Origin of the sequence: Kribbella sp. NPDC049584, assembly GCF_040675555.1 — a bacterium.
Lineage (GTDB): Bacteria > Actinomycetota > Actinomycetes > Propionibacteriales > Kribbellaceae > Kribbella.
The window spans coordinates 257,630-274,153 of record NZ_JBFAPF010000012.1; the positions used below are offsets into that span (position 1 = coordinate 257,630).

The 16,524-nt window shown below is 67.3% G+C and carries 17 protein-coding genes; 12 read left to right on the top strand and 5 right to left on the bottom strand.

The window, feature by feature from the left end; translation table 11 throughout:
• Positions 1-150: 150 nt before the first annotated feature.
• Complete coding sequence (locus AB0J62_RS33945) at positions 151-1,323, bottom strand: MFS transporter (RefSeq protein ID WP_363880091.1); 1,173 nt, start codon at positions 1,321-1,323, stop codon at positions 151-153.
• Between the two features lie 62 nt (positions 1,324-1,385).
• Here AB0J62_RS33945 and AB0J62_RS33950 point away from each other — a divergent pair, with 62 nt between their 5' ends.
• Both AB0J62_RS33950 and AB0J62_RS33955 read left to right on the top strand, forming a co-directional pair.
• Positions 1,386-1,838, top strand: coding sequence for a helix-turn-helix transcriptional regulator (locus AB0J62_RS33950; RefSeq protein WP_363880095.1), 453 nt, complete (start codon positions 1,386-1,388; stop codon positions 1,836-1,838).
• Between the two features lie 24 nt (positions 1,839-1,862).
• Positions 1,863-2,639, top strand: a complete 777-nt coding sequence (locus AB0J62_RS33955) for a GNAT family N-acetyltransferase (protein ID WP_363880098.1) — start codon at positions 1,863-1,865, stop codon at positions 2,637-2,639.
• A 7-nt stretch (positions 2,640-2,646) separates the two neighbouring features.
• Here the strand turns inward: AB0J62_RS33955 and AB0J62_RS33960 are convergent, their stop codons facing one another.
• Both AB0J62_RS33960 and AB0J62_RS33965 read right to left on the bottom strand, forming a co-directional pair.
• Positions 2,647-3,192 carry a dihydrofolate reductase family protein gene (locus AB0J62_RS33960; RefSeq protein ID WP_363880101.1) on the bottom strand — a complete coding sequence of 182 codons (546 nt, stop codon included), beginning with the start codon at positions 3,190-3,192 and terminating at the stop codon, positions 2,647-2,649.
• Positions 3,193-3,250: 58 nt separating this feature from the next.
• Positions 3,251-5,758, bottom strand: a complete 2,508-nt coding sequence (locus tag AB0J62_RS33965) for a Tex family protein (protein WP_363880104.1) — start codon at positions 5,756-5,758, stop codon at positions 3,251-3,253.
• 147 nt (positions 5,759-5,905) lie between these two features.
• Here AB0J62_RS33965 and AB0J62_RS33970 point away from each other — a divergent pair, with 147 nt between their 5' ends.
• Genes AB0J62_RS33970 through AB0J62_RS33980 form a run of 3 tightly spaced genes read left to right on the top strand, consistent with a single transcriptional unit; the run spans position 5,906 to position 7,358 of the window.
• A complete protein-coding gene (locus tag AB0J62_RS33970; protein ID WP_363880107.1) occupies positions 5,906-6,295 on the top strand; it encodes a hypothetical protein in 390 nt (129 codons plus the stop codon).
• Complete coding sequence (locus tag AB0J62_RS33975; protein ID WP_363880110.1) at positions 6,292-6,861, top strand: hypothetical protein; 570 nt, start codon at positions 6,292-6,294, stop codon at positions 6,859-6,861. The genes AB0J62_RS33970 and AB0J62_RS33975 overlap by 4 nt, the downstream gene beginning before the upstream one ends.
• A complete protein-coding gene (locus tag AB0J62_RS33980) occupies positions 6,858-7,358 on the top strand; it encodes a hypothetical protein (protein ID WP_363880113.1) in 501 nt (166 codons plus the stop codon). The genes AB0J62_RS33975 and AB0J62_RS33980 overlap by 4 nt, the downstream gene beginning before the upstream one ends.
• On the opposite strand, the gene AB0J62_RS33985 is transcribed toward AB0J62_RS33980, so the two are convergent.
• Positions 7,338-8,816, bottom strand: coding sequence for a DHA2 family efflux MFS transporter permease subunit (locus AB0J62_RS33985; RefSeq protein WP_363880116.1), 1,479 nt, complete (start codon positions 8,814-8,816; stop codon positions 7,338-7,340). The genes AB0J62_RS33980 and AB0J62_RS33985 overlap by 21 nt on opposite strands.
• A 63-nt stretch (positions 8,817-8,879) precedes the next feature.
• Complete coding sequence (locus tag AB0J62_RS33990; protein WP_363880119.1) at positions 8,880-9,515, bottom strand: DUF624 domain-containing protein; 636 nt, start codon at positions 9,513-9,515, stop codon at positions 8,880-8,882.
• A 76-nt stretch (positions 9,516-9,591) separates the two neighbouring features.
• Here AB0J62_RS33990 and AB0J62_RS33995 point away from each other — a divergent pair, with 76 nt between their 5' ends.
• The 7 genes from AB0J62_RS33995 to AB0J62_RS34025 all read left to right on the top strand — a co-directional run bounded on the left by AB0J62_RS33995 (position 9,592) and on the right by AB0J62_RS34025 (position 16,010).
• Positions 9,592-10,644: a substrate-binding domain-containing protein gene (locus AB0J62_RS33995; RefSeq protein ID WP_363880122.1), complete on the top strand. Its 1,053-nt coding sequence runs from the start codon at positions 9,592-9,594 to the stop codon at positions 10,642-10,644.
• 34 nt (positions 10,645-10,678) lie between these two features.
• On the top strand, positions 10,679-11,101 hold the full coding sequence (locus AB0J62_RS34000) for a hypothetical protein (RefSeq protein ID WP_363880125.1): 423 nt from the start codon (positions 10,679-10,681) through the stop codon (positions 11,099-11,101).
• Positions 11,102-11,123: 22 nt separating this feature from the next.
• On the top strand, positions 11,124-11,534 hold the full coding sequence (locus AB0J62_RS34005; RefSeq protein WP_363880128.1) for a hypothetical protein: 411 nt from the start codon (positions 11,124-11,126) through the stop codon (positions 11,532-11,534).
• The gene (locus AB0J62_RS34010; RefSeq protein ID WP_363880131.1) at positions 11,531-12,715 is read left to right on the top strand and encodes a hypothetical protein; all 1,185 of its coding nucleotides are present in this window, start codon (positions 11,531-11,533) and stop codon (positions 12,713-12,715) included. The genes AB0J62_RS34005 and AB0J62_RS34010 overlap by 4 nt, the downstream gene beginning before the upstream one ends.
• 181 nt (positions 12,716-12,896) lie before the next feature.
• Entirely contained in the window at positions 12,897-14,171 is a 1,275-nt protein-coding gene (locus AB0J62_RS34015) for an extracellular solute-binding protein (RefSeq protein ID WP_363880134.1), read from the top strand.
• Entirely contained in the window at positions 14,168-15,106 is a 939-nt protein-coding gene (locus AB0J62_RS34020; protein ID WP_363880137.1) for a sugar ABC transporter permease, read from the top strand. Before AB0J62_RS34015 ends, AB0J62_RS34020 begins: the two co-directional genes overlap by 4 nt.
• Positions 15,099-16,010 (top strand): carbohydrate ABC transporter permease, encoded by a 912-nt coding sequence (locus AB0J62_RS34025; RefSeq protein WP_134106069.1) that lies wholly within the window; start codon positions 15,099-15,101, stop codon positions 16,008-16,010. Before AB0J62_RS34020 ends, AB0J62_RS34025 begins: the two co-directional genes overlap by 8 nt.
• The last annotated feature ends 514 nt before the right edge of the window (positions 16,011-16,524 follow it).

Below are 16,524 nucleotides of genomic sequence, written 5' to 3' on the forward strand. Positions count from 1 at the left end.
GTTTGCCGCAATGTGCCGATAACGATTCGGAGACGGCCCAGGGGTATTCAGGCAGGGCTAAAACTATGACGTCCTGCTAACCCTTTGCGCTGACTTGCTCACACACCGAGATGACCAATTCCATACTGTTGCTGCTGGCAACGAGATCGATCAGCTCCGGGTGAAGCTCGCGGGATGACGCGGTACGACGATCAGGGTGAGGGCTGCCGCGCAGACGGCCAGCGCTGCGATGACATTGAGAGTCAGAGGCAGCTGGAGGACGAGCGTCATCGCGGGGGCGCCGAGAGCGCCGATCAGCAGGGCCAGTGAGTCGGCGGCGAAGAAGAGTGCGCCGACGCTCGCCAGCACGGCGGTTGGTGCTGTCCGTTGGATCGTGGTCTGGACCGTGATGAGCAGGATGCTGCCGGGTAGGCCGATCAGGACTGCTGCGGCGACGGCTAGCGGGACAGTCGGGGCGTTGAACAGCGCGAAGTACGCCAAGGCTGTGATGAATTGAGTGAGGGTGAGCAGTTCGCGGGTGCCGAGGAGTCGGGCCGCCCTGGTGCTGAGGGCTGCGCCGATGAGATATCCGGCGCCGAGACCGGAGATTAGGTAGCCGACGACGTAGCCCGGGGCGTGCAGGCGGTCGACGGTGAACGGTACGAGGAGCGCGGTCAGGCCGGCGTTCGCGGTGAGGAAGACCGTCTGGCCGATGAGGATGCCGCGGAGCGCTCGGTGGTTGACCACGGCACGGAGCCCTTCGAGGGGTCGCGGTGGTACGCCGGTGGTCGGGTGGCGGCGCGTGCGCACCGTGGCGATTGTTGCCGCCGACAACAAGTAGCTGACGATGTCGACGATGAGCACGAACGTGATCCCGGGGCCGGCCAGCAGGAGCGCGCCAAGCGGTGGCGCGGCCAGTCGGATCGCGCTGCTGGTGACGGCGTTGACGGCGTTGGCCTTCGCGAGTTCGCTCCCCGTGCCGACGACGGCCGGCAGCAGAGCGCGTACGGCGGGCCGGAAGACCGTGGTCGCGGTGTTCTCGAGCAGGATCGCGAGGTAGATCAGCCAGACGTGATGCCGGTCGGCGAACAGGATCAGTCCGACCGCTGCGGCGCTGGCGAGATCTGCGATCCACATCGCCCGTGCCAGGTCCCAGCGGTCGAGCAGTACGCCGGCCCAGGGCCCGATGAGCAACGCTGGAAGGGCTTCCAGGGCCAAGGCCAGTCCCGTCGCGACCGTCGACCCGGTCAACGTGAACACGTAGAACGGGATCGCCACGATCAGGAGCCAGGACCCGATGCCTGAGACCGCGCCGCTGAACCACAGCCTCCGGAAATCTCTCACGGCGCAGCAATCTATCCTCATGGAATAGACAGTTGCAATAGTGTTCTGTGAAGATAGGACTCATGGAGTTGGGTGAGGTACTGCGCGACCGTCGCAAGGCGGCCGGGCGCACCATCGCGTCGGTTGCCGTCGACGCAGGTCTGTCCGTCCCGTACATCGCGAATCTGGAGAACGGGCGAGGCAATCCGACGGTCGCCGCGCTGGATCGACTCGCGACGGCGCTGGGGGCGGAGCTCGAGGTGCGAATCGGGGACTCAGAGCCCCCTGCCGTGCCGTCGGCCGAGGCTGAGTTGGTGTCCGGGTCCGATCGGGCCGACTCGGTTGTCGCGCTGCTCGCCGGCGGATCTGCTGAAGCCGGCGGGGCCGCTGGTGGCAGGTCTCGTGCGGCGGTCCGCCGCGATCTGGTCGCGGCGCTCGACTCGCTGGCCGCCTTGCTCGGTCGAGCGCCGAGCGCGGCCGACCTGAGCCGGTTCCTTGACCTCGTGGTGCTCGCGCAATCCGGTCGCGGGCTGTGATCGGCACATCGTAGGGTCCGGGGCATGGACGTCGGTGCGCGGATCGCCGCGGCTCAGTTGACCGGTTCGGCGCGCTCGAAACGGCAGGTCATCGCCGGGCCGCTGGCAGGCATGTTGCACGACGACGATGCGTGGTACCTGTCCGGCGTACTCGCGGCTGAGCCCGGGCAACCGTTCGATCCGGACGAGATCCCGTGGGCGATCGACACGATCCGCCAGGCGTTCGCCGCCGAAGGACGGTGGGTGCACGCGGAGTTCGTCGACGAGGCGAACCCCGGCCTCGCCGAGGCGCTCGCGGCGCAGGGCATGACGATCGTGTCGCACCTGCCGCTGCTCGTGGTCGAGCCGCATGAGCTGATCGTTCCGTCGTTGCCGGCAGGTATGACGGTGCAGGTGGTGTCGTCTCCGGAGGAGCAGGCCGTGGCGAATGCGGTCGCCGCGGAGGCGTACGAGATGGACAGCGCCGACTTCGCGTACAAGCCCGATCCCGCGGATGGGGGTGCGGTGATCGTTTACCTGGACGACGTACCAGCCGCCACCGCAGCGTGGACCGCGGTCGCCGACGAGGTCTCGGAGGTCGCCGGCGTAGGCACCATCCACAGCCACCGGCGGCGCGGCCTGGGCGCCGTCGCCACCGCCTACGCAACCCAGAACGCCTTCAACCTGGGCGGCGCAACCCTGGCCTGGCTAACCCCCGGCGACGACGGCGCAGACCGCGTCTACCGCTGCCTCGGCTATGCCCCGCGGGCCACCGCCGTACACCTGGGCGACCCCGACGGCCACTTGTCCGACCTTCGCTGAGCAACGGTCAACTGCCGCCGTCCGCGCGGTACGTCAGCAGGGCGACGCCGCTGGGGAACGACGTACTGCCGGTCAATGTCAGCTTCTGTGATGAGCCGTCGGGGAAGAGACGGCGACCGGCGGCGACGACCGACGGATAGACGAACAGGCGGTATTCGTCGACCAGGTCAGCGGTGATCAGTTGATGGGTGACGTCAATGCTGCCGGTGCAGACGATGTCTCCGCCGGCGGCGTCCTTGAGCCGGCGTACCTCGCCCAGATCGCGGAGGATCGTGGTCGGCTCCCACCCCGGATCTTGCAGCGTCGAGCTCACGACGTACTTCTGCACCTGGTTCAGGTACTTCGAGATGCCGGTCGGATCGTCCGTCTGTGTGGGCCAGAAGCCGCGCAGTTGCTCGAACGTCACGCGACCGGTGAGGAACGAGTCCGCGCGCGACATCTGCTCGCGCAGCGCTTCGAGCACCTTCGGGCCGCCGTCGGCCGGTCCGAACCAGTCACCCGCCTCGATGACACCGTCGACGGTGATGTTCTGGGTGACGATCAGGTCGCGCATCAGACTCCTCCTGGCTGGATTCACCTGGTACGTCGGACCCGGTCGTCACCCTTCGACATCAGCGGACCGTGAAACCCGCGTTCCGGAACGCTTCGGCGAGCGACGTCTCGTCCATCGGGGTCTCGGACTGCTTACCGCCACGCCCTTGACCCTGGCCACCCTGGCCACCCGGCCCGCGGTTGCCGCCGCGACCGCCCTGTCCACCGCGACCGCCCTGTCCACCGCGACCGCTTTGGCCGCCACGACCGTTCGGGCCACCCTGGGCACCGCGGCCACCCGAGCCGTCGCGTTCCTGGTTGCCGCCCTGACCACGGCCTTGTCCGCGACCGCCCTGACCACCCTGGCCTGCCGCTTGGCGGGAACCGCGGTCGCCCGGACGTCCGCCGCCGGCGCCTGGTTCGTCGTCCAGGCGCAGCGTGAGCGAGATCCGCTGGCGCGGGATGTCGACCTCGAGCACCTTGACCTTGACGATGTCGCCCGGCTTCACGACCTCGCGCGGATCCTTGACGAAGTTCTTCGACAGCGCGGACACGTGGGCCAACCCGTCCTGGTGCACGCCGATGTCGATGAACGCGCCGAACGCGGCCACATTGGTGACCTGACCCTCCAGCCGCATCCCCGGCTTCAGGTCCGCGATCTTGTCCACACCTTCGGCGAACACCGCCGTCTTGAACGCCGGCCGCGGGTCACGCCCCGGCTTCTCCAGCTCGGCCAAGATGTCCGTGACGGTCGGCAGGCCGAACATGTCGTCGACGAAGTCCGCGGCGTTCAGCCGCTTCAGCTCAGGCGATCCGATCAGCGACTTCACGTCGGACCCGGTGGCGTCGAGGATCCGCCGTACGACGGGGTAGGCCTCCGGGTGCACGCTCGACGTGTCGAGCGGGTCATCGCCGTCGGGAATCCGGAGGAACCCGGCCGCCTGCTCGAACGCCTTCGGACCGAGGCGTGCGACCTCGCGCAGCGCCGTACGCGACTTGAACGGGCCGTTCACGTCGCGGTGCTGGACGATGTTGTCGGCCAACCCCGGCGTGATGCCGGAGACCCGGGTGAGCAGCGGCGCGGACGCGGTGTTGAGGTCGACGCCGACCGCGTTCACACAGTCCTCGACGACCGCGTCGAGCGACCGGGACAGCGAGTTCTCCGGGAGGTCGTGCTGGTACTGGCCGACGCCGATCGACTTCGGATCGATCTTCACCAGCTCGGCCAGCGGGTCCTGCAGGCGGCGCGCGATCGAGACCGCGCCACGCAGCGACACGTCCATGCCGGGCAGCTCCTGCGAGGCGAACGCGGACGCCGAGTAGACCGACGCGCCAGCCTCCGACACGACCGCCTTGGTGAGCTTCAGCTCGGGGTGCTTGGCGATCAGTTCACCGGCCAGCTTGTCCGTCTCGCGTGACGCCGTACCGTTGCCGATAGCAATCAACTCGACGTTGTGCGCGGCGGCGAGCGCGGCCAGGGTGGCGATCGACTTGTCCCACTGGTTCTGCGGGACGTGCGGGTAGATGACGCCGGTGTTGACCACCTTGCCGGTGGCGTCGACGACCGCGACCTTCACACCGGTGCGGAAGCCCGGGTCGAGGCCCATCGTCGCGCGGGTGCCGGCCGGGGCCGCCAGCAGCAGGTCGCGCAGGTTGGCCGCGAACACCCGGATCGCCTCGTCCTCGGCGATCTGGCGCAAGCGCATCCGCAGGTCGATGCCGAGGTGCACGAGGATCTTCGTCCGCCAGGCCCAGCGGACCGTCTCGACCAGCCACTTGTCGGCCGGGCGGCCCTGGTTCTCGATGCCGACCTTGCGGGCGATGGTCGTCTCGTACTCCGTCGGTCCGTCGACCTCGACGCCGGCCGGCAGCGGCTCGACCGTGATCGTCAGCACGTCCTCCTTCTCGCCGCGGAACAGCGCGAGGATCCGGTGCGACGGCATCTTCGTGAACGGCTCGTCGAAGTCGAAGTAGTCCGAGAACTTCGCGCCCTCGGTCTCCTTGCCTTCCCGTACTGCGGAGGCGAGCCGGCCCTGCTCCCACAGGCGCTCGCGCAGCTCACCGATCAGGTCGGCGTCCTCGGCGAACCGCTCGACCAGGATCGCGCGGGCACCGTCGAGCGCGGCCTGCGGATCGGGGACCTCGGCGTTCACGAACACCGCGGCCGCGGCGAACGGCTCGACGTCCGGGTCGGCCATCAGGCCGTCGGCGAGCGGCTCGAGACCGTTCTCCCGGGCGATCATGGCCTTGGTCCGGCGCTTCGGCTTGAACGGCAGGTAGATGTCCTCGAGCCGCGACTTCGTGTCCGCGGCGAGGATCTGCTCCTTCAGCGCGTCGTCGAGCTTACCCTGGCTCTCGATCGAGTCGAGCACGGTCTGCCGGCGCTCCTCGAGCTCACGCAGATACCGCAGCCGCTCCTCGAGTGTGCGCAACTGCGCGTCGTCGAGCTCTCCGGTGACCTCTTTGCGGTACCGCGCGATGAACGGCACGGTAGACCCCTCGTCGAGCAACGCCACCGCCGCCCGCACCTGGTTCTCACCCACCTCGAGCTCATCCGCGATCCGCCGCTCGATCGACTGCACCACCACTGTCCGATTCCCCTCTACCGACAAACCCGCCGAACATTCTGCCCCGGCCGGGCTCCATATCCTTCCCCATCCCACCCCCCACCCCGAAACCCGTCCCACCCCCACCTGTGGACAACCCATGCGATCATCAACCCGGGGAGGAACCGCATGGGGCAGTTCAAGCAGCACGTCGAGAGCTACAACCCGCCACGCCTGCACCGCGCGATCCAGGTCGTGGTCCCACTGGCCTTCGTCGTGAAGGCAGCCGTGAATCCCACCCTCGAGAACATTCTCTGGGCAGCGAGCCTCGTCGTACTGATGCTTCCCTTCGGCATCGTCCCTGAGGCGCATGCCGCCCGCATGGCTGCCCTGGACAGACGTCCTGTCCTGAGCGTCGTCTTCATGTTTCTGGTGCTGGCTGCCGGGCTCTTCGCCATGCTCGTCGAGCTCCTCGGTCTCAGCCGCACCACCAGCATCCTCATCTCGGTCCCCGTGGCCCTGGCAGCCCCACTCTCCGGCGTCGTCCGCCGACGTGAACGTCCCCGCGGATCGGAATGACCCGAAACGTCAACTGGCCCGGCCGCGGTCCGACGTGGATCGCTGTACCCGCCCTCGTCGCGACGCTGTTCGGCGGACTGACGCTGCTCGAACTGGACAGCCGGGTAAGCCTGAGCCACCAGCTGCTCGCAGGCGGTGCCGAGAGCGCGGCGAGTTCGGTCGAGGTGGTGGTTTACCCGGGGAAAGGCAATCCGCTCATCGGTGAGGTTCGAGTCATCTTCGCCGTCCCTGGCCGGGGTCGGGTCCGGACCGTCCTCCAGTACTGCGAGGAAGATCGGCAAGGGATGCCCGAAGGAGTGCAACCACCCGCGCCCGGCACTCGCTACGCAATGCCTCTCCAGATCGTCTACCTGCCGTCCGATCCGTCGACCGCACTGGCCGCCGTCGATGCTCGCGATTGGACCATGGACAGGCGCACGCCACGCAACGGCTGGGGCCTGCTTGTCGGCGGATCGACGTTTCTTCTGTTGGCAATGGTGCTGCTCACCATCGGTGCCCGCCGACGTGGCCTGTCCTGGTGGGAGTGGTACTCCGAAGGCAGGCTCGAAGGGACTGGGTCGCAATGATCGACGGATCGAGCCTGGCGCGGGCGGTCGCCGCCATCAAACGGCAGCACGAGAAGTTCGAAGGCTGGAGCCCGAGGCGTCCCGGTCGGACGATGCGGCTCTTCGCGTTGGCGGGGGCGCTGTTCACCGCGTACGGACTGACCGAGGCTAACGGCTGGCACGACTTTGCCTCGGGGGCTTCAGCGTTGGTGCTTTTGAGCTTAGGTGCGGTTGCACCGCGAGGCCTGTACGACGGACGGTCGGCGCCGTGGGCGGATCGGCACAAAGTGCTCTCGTGGTTGCTGGCGGCGGTGTTCTTGGGCCCCGCAGGCTTCTTGGCGGTGTCAGCGTTCGTGGACGATTGGAAGTTCGGGCTGTTCGTGATGATCCCGGTTGCAGCATTAACCGTCGCCAGCTTGATTGCGTCTCGCCGCGGGGTGAACACCGACGAGGGGTCGTCGTCCGGACTGGACGACGACCCCTCGGTTCTCCGCAGATCAGGCGGCTTCGAGGACTAGCTCTTCCTCAACCTCAACCTCGGACGCCGGCTTCGGCTGGCGCATCACGGTGAGTGCGATGGCTACGGAGGCGGCGACGATGGCGGCGGCTACGGCGAAGGAGAAGTGGTAGCCGTCGGTCAGGGCCTGGAGGGCCGGCTTGGTGCTGCCGGCGGTGCGGGTGGCGGACAGGGTGGCGAGGATGGCCAGGCCCAGGGCGGCGCCCACCTCGCCCATGGTGCCGATCAGGCCCGACGCGAGGCCGGCGTCCTCGGGCTTCACGTCTGCCATCGACAGGCCCATCAGCGCCGGGAAGCAGATGCCGCCGCCCAGGCCCAGCAGTACCAGCACCGGCAGTACGTGGACGAAGTAGTTGCCACCGACCGGAGCCTGGGTGAAGAGCGCCAGTCCGACGACGATCAGGGACAGTCCGGCGATCAGCGGGCGACGCGGGCCGAACCGCATGACCAGCTTCTCGGAGTACTTCACCGACAGCAGTCCCATCACCACAGTGGTCGGCAGGAAGGCCAGTCCGATCTCCAGAGCGTCGTACCCGAGCACCCGCTGCAGGTACAGCGAGCCCAGGAAGAAGATGCCGAACATCCCGGAGGCGGACAGCGCCTGGATCAGGTTGGCACCGGTCAGCGTCCTGGAGCGGAAGATCCGCAGCGGCACCAGCGGGTTGGCCGCGGTCGCCTCACGGGCGATGAAGCCGGCCAGCAGTGCCAGGGTCGCCGCAGCCAGCGCCAGCGTCCGCGGAGCGGTCCAGCCGAGCTCAGCAGCCGGCTTGACGATGGTGAAGACGCCGACCATCAGCGCCGCGGTGATCAGCACCGCACCGGGTACGTCGGTGCCCCTGCCGATCCCCAGGCCCTTGTCCTTCTCGATCAGCTTCACCGCGAGTACTGCGGTCAGTACGCCGAGCGGCAGGTTCACGAAGAAGATCCAGTGCCAGCTGATCGCCTGCGTCAGGACGCCGCCGGCCAGCAGACCGATCGATCCACCGGCGGACGCGACGAACGCGTACACGCCGATCGCCTTGGCCTGCTCCCGCGGCTCGGGGAACAGCGTCACGATCATGCCGAGGATCACTGCGGAGGTCAGCGCACCGCCGACGCCCTGGATAAATCGGGCGATGACGAGCATCTCCTGCGTCTGCGCCAGCCCGCACAGCACGGAGGCGGCGGTGAAGACGACCAGTCCGGCGGTGAAGATGTTCCGCCTGCCGAGCAGGTCGCCCAGCCGGCCGGCCAGCAGGAGCAGGCCGCCGAACGCGATCAGGTAGGCGTTCACTACCCACGCCAGAGAGGAGCTGGTGAAGCCGAGGTCGTCCTGGATGGCCGGCAGGGCCACGTTCACCACGGTCACGTCGAGCACGATCATCAGCATGCCCGCGCAGAGGGTGTACAGAGCCAGCCAGCGCGAGCGGCCGCCCTGCGTGGCCGGCGTAGTCGCCAGGGTGTCGGTCGTCGCGTGCATCTCGGGGTCTCCTTGCAGTTCGTCGTTTTTGGGCCTTACACCCATACGTCGAACTGGCAGACCTCAGATTGACACGTCTTCAGAAGTTTTTTCGCGACGCTGTCGAGACAGGGTGTACGCCGTGAGCGCCGGGACCAGTCCGGACCCGACCACGAGCAGCGTGGGCACCTGTGACGCCAGAGCGAACCAGGTGAGCAGTACGACGACCCCACCGGCCACCGGCAGCGGCCGACGCAGCAGGAACAGGTTCGCGGACCTGAACACTGTCTTCATGGTCGCGTCGTCGCCCGCCTGAGGCAGGACTGCCAGTCCGCTCAGGTAGAGCCCGAGGATCATGCCGGTGAGCGGAATCAGCACGACCAGCGCGAACACCCGCGCCGGTCCGGACGCGAACGCCCAGAACGAGAGGCCGAACGCCAGCAGCACCGCACCGGCGTACAGACCGAATCCGGACAGCCAGAAGCGCTTCATCGCCCAGCGGAACTCCCCGAAGTACCGCCGCAGCAGCTTCGGCTTGTCCTGGCTGATCGCGTCCGCCAGCACCCGCTGCAGCGCGAACGCGGCTGGGAAGAGTGTGATGATGCCCAGGCTGAGCACGAGGAACACGAGCTGCAGCATGAGCAGGTCTCCGACGACCGACAGCTTCGCCAGTACCGCGTTGGTGCGGCCGGCGCCGCCGGCACCAGGGGGAGCAGCCACCGATCGCCTCCTCGTTCCGTCCGAGCGTCCCTTGATCGTATGATCACGAACAATCACGCAAAGATCAGGGGACCGCATGCTTGCACAGGAGCGCCACGAGCTGATCCTGCGGAGCCTGCGGCGGCACGGCCGGCTCCGGGTGGCCGATCTGGTGGCCGAGCTGGGCGTCTCCGCGATCACAGTACGCCGGGACCTGGCCGAACTGGACTCCGCCGGCCTGCTCCGCCGCGTGCACGGCGGCGCGATCGGCACCGGCACGGCCGACCAGGGCGTACGCGGGAGTCAGTTGACGATCGGCATCATCGTCCCGAGCGCGGCGTCGTACTACTCCGACGTCATCCGCGGCGCCGAGGCGATGGCCGACCGGTACGGCGCGCGCCTGGTCCTCGGTGTCTCCGGGTACGACGTGACGATGGAGCGCGACCGGATCGACAAGGTGCTCGGGATCGGGGTCGCCGGCCTGCTGATCAGCACCGCGCTCGGCGACGGCGACGCCGACCGGCTCGATTCGAGGCTGGACGACATCGACGTACCGGTGGTGCTGATGGAGCGGGCGTTCGGCTTCCCGCACGTGAACCGCGAGTACGACCACGTCCGTACCGACCACGCGTACGGCGCGATGCTGGCGCTCCGCCATTTCGTCGCCCTCGGCCATCGCCGGATCGCGATCAACCTGCAGGCCACGGTCACGGCGTACTGGCTCCGCAGCGGCATCGAAACCGCCGCGAAGGCGCTCGGTGTCGAGGTCTTCCTCTCACCCGTCGACCTCCCGATGCGCGGCGACGACCCCGGTGCCATCACCCAACTGGACGCCTTCCTCGACGAATGCAAGTCGTTCGGCACCCGCGCCGTCCTGGTCCATTCCGACGAACACGGCGCCCGCCTGGTCGAAAGAGCCATGGAACTAGGCCTCCGCGTCCCCGAAGACCTGGCCGTCATCGCCTACAACGACGTCACCGCGTCGCTGGCCGTAGTACCCCTCACCGCCATCTCCCCACCCCGCCGAGCCCTGGGCGAAACCGCCTGCGACCTCCTCCTCCGAAAAATCCAAACCCCCACCACCCCCACCCAACACCTAAGCCTCCTCCCCACCCTCAACATCCGCACTTCGTGCGGCGCCGCCGGGTAAATTCAGCCGACTGCACCCGAACCCGGGAGAGCACATGGAGTACGCCGACTTCGAGGTCGAGTACAAACAGGTCACCGACGTGATCATCAATGGCCGGAACGGGACCGACCTGACCGCGGCGATCGCGCGTCTCCGGGCGCTGGCCGAACGGATCGACGACGAGGACGACCGCGACCACGCACTGCTGGAAGTGGCGGGAATCGAGGACGCCATCGCCCACGGCCCCGGCGAGCCTCCGTCCGAGGCCATCATGCACGCCCGAGAGGTGTACGCCGAAGCGGTCCGGGACGACGGCACGACGGCCGAGCGTCTGGCTCGTGCAGAGGAAGGCGTCCGGCGACGGATGCAGATGTCCGCCACTCCGGACGAGGAACAGGCGATCGGCAGCCTCGAGCACACTCTTCGGATGCTGGTCGGCGATTTGCGGCTACAACTGCAACTAAATTCTGAGACCTGAACCGGATTGCGGGGAGTCCAAGATGGAGTACGCCGACTTCGAGGTCGAGTACAAACGGGTGTCCGACGGCATCGCCGAAGGTCGGCGCTATTCCGACCTGGCCGCGGAGCTTCCGCGTCTCCGGGCGCTGGCCGAGCAGATCGACGACGAGGACGACCGCCACCTGGCCGACTCAGTACTCGCTGGAATCGAGGACATCATCGCCCGGGGGCCTGGTGAAGCTCCCTCTGAGATCATCATGGAGGCCCGCGAAGCGTTCGCCGAAGGCGATCGGAACGACGGCACGGTGGCCGAGCGTCTGGCGCGGGCAGAGGAAGCTGTCCGAGCCCTGTCGCGGATCGCGGCCGACGCCTCTGCGGACGAAGCACGCGAGATCGGAGCCCTCGAGCACAGCCTGCAGATGCTGATCGGTGCTCTGCGGCTGATGCGATGAAGGTCACCAGCTTCCGGGAGTTGATGCGCGAGCAGGCGACTGCCGCCGTGCAAGTCTCGGGTGCGAACCATTCGTCCTGGAACGGCCGTTTCGGAGCGCCGATTCCGCAGCAGAGCGAGCTCGGCGGCACCGCGAACTGGGACAACTCGATCTCGTACAACCCGCGCCATGTCGACGAGCCGCTCCAGGACATGTTCCGCAACGCGCGGGTACACAACCAGGGCAAGTCCGAGCTGCGGAGGTACCGCGACGCGATCCGGGTCGTCCTCCACGAGAACGTGCATCTCCTGGCATCGGAGGGCCGGGAGCATTCGCAGTCGTACGCCGCGATGGCGAACGGACCTGGCGTGCGTCAGTTCGAGGAGGGCGTGACCGAGCTCTACGCGCATCAGCGCCTGGATGCCTATATCGACGAGCTCGGAGTCGACCAGATCGCGCCGGGGATCAAACAGGTCAAGTCCCCGATGGTCTACAAGCAGGTCACCCCCGCGGTCGAGGGCTTTGCCGAGACGGTCGGGCGCCAGTCGGGAGTGCAGCGTGACGAGCTGATCGGCCGGCTTGCCGTCGTACCTGCTGACCAGAAGTTCCGGGTGGCCGCTGAGGCCATTTACGACAACAGCAAGCTGCCGGGACTGATCCCGCCCGACCAGCGGGAGCAAGCCGTCGGGCAGATAGCCAGAGCGATGGGCGCCGAGTTCAGCAAGGTGTCGCAGCTGCCCAAGAGCGCCGACGCCGATACCCGCCGTACGGTCGGCATTGATGCCGCCGCCGAGGGCTCCAAGGTCGTCAGTCGGCTGAAGAAGCAGTGGCAGATGCCGGCGCCGGGGCAGCAGGTGCGGCGTGGTGTGGGGGCCGAGCAAGGGCGGACTGGTCAGCCTGAGCGGGGCGACGCGCCTCGGTCTCCGTCAGCGGGTGGGGCGTCTAGGGGACCCGCGGCGTCCCCGGACTCCTCGGCGACTGCTGCGCCTGCTGCGGCAACCGGTCCAGCCGGTCCGGCGGTTCCCGCGTTGCCGCCGGATGTTGCGGTGGCGGCTCGAGCGGGGTTGTCCGGGCCGCCGTTGGCGTCGGCTAGTCGGTTGGGTGCTGATCGGCAGGGGGCGCGGGGTGCCGGAGCGTCCGCGCCGGTGGCCCAGCGGCAGGGGCCGGCTGGTCAGCGGCCAGGTCCTGAGACTCAGCGCTGATTGCCCGCCGCGAGCTCGGGCGCCGGTCCGTCCCGGAATTCTGATCGGTCGGGTTCCGATCTTGATCGAATGTGATCGTTCGAGCGGTGAGGTATTGACGAGGAAAGCCCTTTCCCATACTTTCGCTGCACTTGAGGGGTCGCGGGCCCCCGGCTGGAACAGGCAGCGAAGGAGTTCCCCTGTGAGACGAGGTGTGGGACTGACCGTGCTGGCGGCTGCGCTCAGCGTAGTGGTCAGCGGTTGTGGCAGCGGGGTGATCGACAAGAGCACGGACGGCGTACCGCCGGCCGAGGCGACCGGGACGTTGCGGGTGCTGATCCCGTCGTTCCCGCCCAGTACCAAGGGGCGGGAGGCGTTCCAGAACGTCGTCGACGAGTTCCACAAGACCTATCCGAAGATGAAGGTTGAGCCGGACTTCGCGACGTACAACAACCTGAACGAGAAGCTGGCCACCTCGATCGCGGCCGGGATCCCGTACGACGTGATGGTCACCGGCGTCGGCTGGGTCCAGCCGTTCGCCTCCAAGAACATCTTCGAGGACCTGGGCAAGTACGGCGTGACGCCGGACTTCATCAAGGAGAAGAGCACCCCGGCGCTGATCCCGGCGGTCACGTACGACAAGAAGTTGTACGCCTACCCGCTGCTCGCCGACGCCCGGGCGGTCGCGCTCCGCAAGAGCGCGTTCATCGAGGCGGGCCTCGACCCGAACAAGCCGCCGACGTCGCTGGCCGACATCAAGGTCGCGGCAGAAAAGCTCACCAAGCGGGACAAGAACGGCAACATCACCCGCAGCGGTTTCGACCTCGCCTCCGCGACGGGCTTCCGGCAGTCGTTCACCACGTTCCTCGCCTCGACCGGTACGCCGCTGTACGTCGGCGGCGAACCGAACTTCGACAACAAGGCCGGCCTGGACACGCTGCTGTGGATCAAATCGATGATCAACAACGTCCAGCCGTACGGGCAGACCAACGCGGCCCAGCAGCCGCTGGTGCTGACCGGTGAGGCCGCGATGGGCATCGTCAACGGCGCCGTCGACTGCTCCGACAAGGGCATCGGCAAGAAGAACTGCGACGACCTGAAGTTCTTCCGCTTCAACAGCGGCAAGGAGATCGAGTACGTCGGTGGCGACCTCGCCTCGATCGGCTCCCGCAGCCATCACAAGGACGCGGCCTGGGCGTTCATCCAGACCATGGTCAACAAGCCGACCCTGGACGCGATCGCCAAGCTGAACAAGAAGATCCCGGCCTACAAGGACGCCGGCAACTCGCCGCAGGCGCAGTCGAACCCGTTGAGCAACTTCACCGCGAACGGTCTGCAGTACGCCGCGAACGAGAACGAGGTGCCGTCCAACTGGCTCGAGATGCGCGGCAACTTCGACATCCAGCTCACCCAGGCGGTCCTCGGACAGAAGGATCCCGCCAAAGTGCTGCACAACCTGGCAGGACAGTCACGATGAGCACAACTCTTGAACGTCCAGCACTGGACACCTCGCGCAAGGTCCCGACGGCCAAGGACACCGGCACGCTGCTCAAGGGCCAGAAGCGCACGGGTTGGGCCCTGCTCGCGCCGGCCCTGCTGCACTCCGCCATCTTCATCGTCATTCCGGTGGTCGCTGTCCTGGTCCTCAGTCTCACCGACTACAGCTTCGGTGACACCTGGTCCTGGGTCGGGTTCGGCAACTACGCCGATCTCGCCCGCGACGTCGACTTCCTGGCCTCGCTGTGGCACACGGTCCTGTACGCGATCGTGGTGATCCCGATCTCGATGGCGATCGCCCTCGCGGTCGCGGTCGGGCTGAACCAGAAGATCCGCGGCCTCGGCTTCTTCCGGACCGCGTTCTACATCCCGACGGTGACGGCGACCGTGGCCATCGCGACCATCTGGCTGTGGATCTACAACCCGGGCTCCGGCCTGGCGAACGGCTTCCTCAGCCTGTTCGGGTTCGCCCCGAACCGCTGGCTGGCCGACCCGGCGACCGCGCTGCCGTCGCTGATGGTGGTCGGCATCTGGCAGGGCCTCGGCACCAAGATCATCATCTACCTGGCCGCGCTGCAGGGCGTCTCCCGCGACCTGCTCGAGTCGGCCGACCTGGACGGCGCCAGCCGCTGGCAGCGTTTCGTCAACGTCACCTGGCCGTCGCTCGGCCCGGTGCAGTTCTTCGTGCTGATCACGTCGATCGTCGGCACCTTCCAGGTGTTCGACCTCGTGTACGTGATGACGCGCGGCGGACCCGGTAGTGACACCCGCGTGCTGGTGCTCGACATCTACCAGAACGCGTTCCAGGACCTGAAACTCGGCTACGCGTCCGCGGAGACAGTGATCATGATGATCGTGATCGCGGCCTTCATCGGAGTCGGGCGCCTGCTCCAGAGGGCGGACACCAATGACTAGCGCTGCATTGCCTTCGACCGGTACCACTGTGAGCCGGCGGCCGTCGTCGCTGCGGCCGGGGCGGATCGCGTTGTACGTCGTCCTGATCGTCGGCGCGCTGCTGATGATCGTGCCGTTCCTGTGGATGCTGCTGACGTCGTTCAAGAGCGACCTCGAGGTGCAGCAGTTCAACTGGCTGCCGGGTGAGTTGCGCTGGCACAACTTCGTCGAGGCGATGCAGAGCGCGCCGTTCCTGCGGTACTTCCGCAACAGCCTGTTCATCGCGGTGGGCGAGACCGCGTTCACGCTCGTCGTCTGCACGATGGCCGGGTACGCGCTGGCCAAGGCGCCGATCCGGGGCCGCAAGTCGCTGCTGAACTACTTCATCGTGCTGCTGCTGGTGCCGTTCCAGATCATCCTGGTGCCGCTGTTCATGATCGTGAAGTCGATCCCGCTGTTCGGCGGCAACAACATCCTCGGCCACGGCGGCATCGGCTGGCTGAACTCCTGGTGGGGCCTGATCATCCCGCTGGGCGCGGCGCCGCTGTTCACGTTCCTGGCCCGGCAGTTCTACGTGTCGCTGCCGGACGAGCTCGCGCAGGCCGCCCGGGTGGACGGGCTCAGCGAGTTCGGGATCTTCCTGCGGATCATGACCCCGCTGATCAAGCCGGCCCTGATCACGATCGCGGTGTTCCAGATCGAGGCGGCCTGGAACGGGTTCCTCTGGCCGCTGATGATCACCACGTCCGACGAGATGCGTCCGCTGCAGCTCGGGCTGGCGATCTTCTCGCAGAACCCGGCCGAGATTCAGTGGCCGTACCTGATGGCCGGTACGGCGCTGGCGACGCTGCCGATGATCGTGCTGTTCGTGTTCGCCCAGAAGCGCTTCGTCGAAGGTATGGCGAACGTGGGCATCAAGGGCTGAGACCCAGCCCTGACCCTCGAACAGGTGCTCACCCCGCCCCGGGTGAGCACCTGCGAGGCCCCCTCCACATGCGGTGGTCCCGAAGAAACACCGGAGCTTCCCACGTAGTCCCCCCACTGGGTCACTCGTCACGTTTATCGGCGCAGTGTGCCCGCCGTTACAGCATTCCTGAGATTTTTTCGCTAGTTCCCGAAATGATTTGCCGAACTGCGCGCGATGTACGACGTTTCGCATGCGCGCGACGACGTTCGGTGAGGGATCAGGCGAGGCGCGCGGGAACGACGTACCGAACTCGAGGTAGCGGCGGCCGGCGTCGACCGGTTGGGTTGACCTGCCTACTTGGGTACGATCGCGGCGTGACTGCCGGGTCGGCTGCTTCCAGCCATGCACGAGTTGGGGTCCCGGCTGCGCTCTGAACGCCGCGCGGGCTCCACCGGGCGCTTCTCTCCCCGTCTGCATTTTCCTGTCACGACCCACGAGAGAAGCGAATCCTGAACGATTTCACCGCACAGCT

Bases quoted from the DNA above. Each gene is read 5' to 3' on its own strand.
- AB0J62_RS33950 (WP_363880095.1), top strand. From the start codon at position 1,386: ATGGAGTTGGGTGAGGTACTGCGCGACCGTCGCAAGGCGGCCGGGCGC.
- AB0J62_RS33955 (WP_363880098.1), top strand. From the start codon at position 1,863: ATGGACGTCGGTGCGCGGATCGCCGCGGCTCAGTTGACCGGTTCGGCG.
- AB0J62_RS33960 (WP_363880101.1), bottom strand. From the start codon at position 3,192: ATGCGCGACCTGATCGTCACCCAGAACATCACCGTCGACGGTGTCATC.
- AB0J62_RS33970 (WP_363880107.1), top strand. From the start codon at position 5,906: ATGGGGCAGTTCAAGCAGCACGTCGAGAGCTACAACCCGCCACGCCTG.
- AB0J62_RS33975 (WP_363880110.1), top strand. From the start codon at position 6,292: ATGACCCGAAACGTCAACTGGCCCGGCCGCGGTCCGACGTGGATCGCT.
- AB0J62_RS33980 (WP_363880113.1), top strand. From the start codon at position 6,858: ATGATCGACGGATCGAGCCTGGCGCGGGCGGTCGCCGCCATCAAACGG.
- AB0J62_RS33985 (WP_363880116.1), bottom strand. From the start codon at position 8,816: ATGCACGCGACGACCGACACCCTGGCGACTACGCCGGCCACGCAGGGC.
- AB0J62_RS33995 (WP_363880122.1), top strand. From the start codon at position 9,592: ATGCTTGCACAGGAGCGCCACGAGCTGATCCTGCGGAGCCTGCGGCGG.
- AB0J62_RS34000 (WP_363880125.1), top strand. From the start codon at position 10,679: ATGGAGTACGCCGACTTCGAGGTCGAGTACAAACAGGTCACCGACGTG.
- AB0J62_RS34005 (WP_363880128.1), top strand. From the start codon at position 11,124: ATGGAGTACGCCGACTTCGAGGTCGAGTACAAACGGGTGTCCGACGGC.
- AB0J62_RS34010 (WP_363880131.1), top strand. From the start codon at position 11,531: ATGAAGGTCACCAGCTTCCGGGAGTTGATGCGCGAGCAGGCGACTGCC.
- AB0J62_RS34020 (WP_363880137.1), top strand. From the start codon at position 14,168: ATGAGCACAACTCTTGAACGTCCAGCACTGGACACCTCGCGCAAGGTC.
- AB0J62_RS34025 (WP_134106069.1), top strand. From the start codon at position 15,099: ATGACTAGCGCTGCATTGCCTTCGACCGGTACCACTGTGAGCCGGCGG.